This is a genomic window from Hydrogenophaga sp. (assembly GCF_041633695.1).
Lineage (GTDB): Bacteria > Pseudomonadota > Gammaproteobacteria > Burkholderiales > Burkholderiaceae_C > Hydrogenophaga.
Genome location: NZ_JBFJMY010000587.1, coordinates 1 through 2,224, shown reverse-complemented (window position 1 = coordinate 2,224; position 2,224 = coordinate 1). Strand labels below are relative to the sequence as shown.

General features: G+C 64.2%; 3 protein-coding genes. All 3 read right to left on the bottom strand.

Annotation, left to right across the window (positions count from 1 at the left end; genetic code table 11):
* Nucleotides 1–125, bottom strand: a 125-nt coding sequence (locus ABYB95_RS22015) for a sugar phosphate nucleotidyltransferase (RefSeq protein ID WP_372662005.1), incomplete at its 3' end; no start/stop codon positions are given.
* Nucleotides 121–1,281, bottom strand: coding sequence for a glycosyltransferase (locus ABYB95_RS22010; RefSeq protein ID WP_372662002.1), 1,161 nt, complete (start codon nt 1,279–1,281; stop codon nt 121–123). The genes ABYB95_RS22010 and ABYB95_RS22015, both read right to left, overlap by 5 nt.
* A gap of 28 nt (nt 1,282–1,309) precedes the next feature.
* The coding region (locus tag ABYB95_RS22005) for a GNVR domain-containing protein (protein WP_372661999.1) at nt 1,310–2,224 on the bottom strand (915 nt) is incomplete at its 5' end.

Sequence of the window (2,224 nt, the reverse complement as noted above, 5' to 3'; positions counted from 1 at the left end):
CCCACCAGGGGCACGAACTGCTTGGGGAAACTCTGGCGGCTCAGGGGCCAGAGCCGGGTGCCCGAGCCGCCGCAAAGGATGATGGGAGTGATGGCGGTCATGGGTGTGGGTGCGCTTGTCTCAATGTTCGACTTGGGTGGTTTGGGCAGGGGGTGGTGCGGCGGGTGGCGTGGCGGGCGGAGTGGCTACCCGGTTGCGGGTGAGCGCGGCCAAATCGCTGTCGGGTATGGGGTGCAGGCGGGCGCGGCGCGCCAGGCCTTGGTACAGCAGGTGGTACACCAGCACGCAGCCCACAAAAGCCAGCGCCAACACCGACCTCGAAGCGCCTTCCAGCACCACGGCCAGTGTGGCGGGCAGGGCCGCGTACAGCCACATCAAGGGCGATACCGCTGCGTTGCGCAGCCGGGGGCGCCAGTGGGGCATCCAACGCATGATCACCTGGGTTTTGACCAGGCTGTGCAGGTGCAGGCTGTCGGGCTCGCCGGCGGGGGCCTTTTTCCGCCAGCGGCGCCACACGCTGTACAACACCTCGATCACCGGGTAGCCGCAGGCCAACAACGCGGCCCAGGCCGAAACGGCCGGGTTGCGCATGAGCAGCAGCACCGCCAGCCAGGCCAGCGCAAAACCGATGAGGTAGGCACCGCCATCGCCCAGAAACAGTTTGCCCAGCGGAAAGTTCACCACCAGAAAACCGAGCACGGCGGCCGCCACCAGGGCGCAGCTCAGGGCCAGGGCCACGTCGCCTTGCAGGGTGGCCATGCTGCCCAGCGCGGCCAGGGCGATCAACGAGGTGCCACTGGACAGGCCGTTGAAGCCGTCGATGATGTTGATGGCATTGGCCACCCCTGCAGCGGCGAAGGCGGTAAAGGCCACCGCCAGCGGCATCCAGGTCAGCCATTCGTTCACAAAAGGAATGCCGACGCGGTTGAGCGCGATGCCGGTGATGCCGCAAGCCAGCGCACCGCTCACCATGGTGGCCAGCAAGCGCGCCCGCACGCCCACCTTTTTGGTCACGTCTTCCAGCAGGCCGGCCGCAAACGCCGGCACGCCGGCCAGCAACAGCGGTCCGAGCAAGGCCTTCACCGGGGGCGGCGCCACCACCCACGCGCACACCATGCCGGTGGCAATGGCCACGCCACCGATGCGGGGGGTGGGCTTGGTGTGGAATTTCTGCACGCCCGCCGTGTGGTCCAGGCTGAAGTGGCCGTGCCAGCGCTTGGTCATGACCAGCAACAGGCTCACAACCAGCGAGGTCACGAAGACGTCAAGATAAATGGGCACGCGGTGTTTCCCCGTTCGGTTTCTGGGCTCAGGCCTTGCCCAGGGCTTTGCGCCACGAGAGGCGCAAGGCATCCAGCTTGTGGGCCGAGTCTGCTTCTTGGCGGGCATTGCGCACCGACTGGCGCACAAACACAAACAGCAGCAGCGCAAAGCCGCTGGCCAGGGTGGCGAGCACCGCAACCAAAGCCTTTTTCGGTTTGCTCTTTTTCTCGGGCGGCTGGGCCTGGTCCACCACCTGGATCACCGCGCCCTCGCGGCTTTCGTCGACCCGAGCGATCTCGTATTGCTTGGCAAACAGTTCGAACAAGGTTTCAAAGTATTTGAAGTCGCGGTACTTGGCCACGTAGTCGCTGTCGCCCTCTTGGGCCTTGGCTGGCGTTGCACTCTCGGCACGGATCAGTTGAGCGCGCAAGGCCGCGAGTTCGGTGCGGGCCTGTTTGAAATCGGGCGCATTTTCTGTGAGGTAGCCGCGCATGGTGGCCAGTTTCACTTCTTGCGCGGTGATGCTGGCTTGCAGTTGTGCCAAGGCCTCTACCGCCACTTCCGGATTAGCCTTGAGCGCGCTGCTGTTCACGCCGCTGGCTTTCAGAGCCTGCTCGGCTTTGACGAGGTTGTCTTTGGCGTCGGCCAACTGCTTCTCAAAAAACAGGCGACGTTGTTGGGCTTCGGTGACGGCCAGGCGGCTCAGCAACAGGCCCAGCTCTTCCACAGGGGCATTGGCCAGCTGGGCGGCAAAAGCGGGGTCTTTGTCGTCCACATCGACGGTGATAAGGCCGTCTTTGCCACTGCTGATGCGGGCGTTGTCGCTCAACACTTTGCGTGCGTCTTGCCTGAACTCGCTCTCGTAACGTTCCATGAGTTTGAAGCGTTCGATCAGCGCGTCTTGGATGGTGCGGCTTTGCAAAAAAGACACGAACTGGTCGTTGGGGTTTTTCAGGCCGGT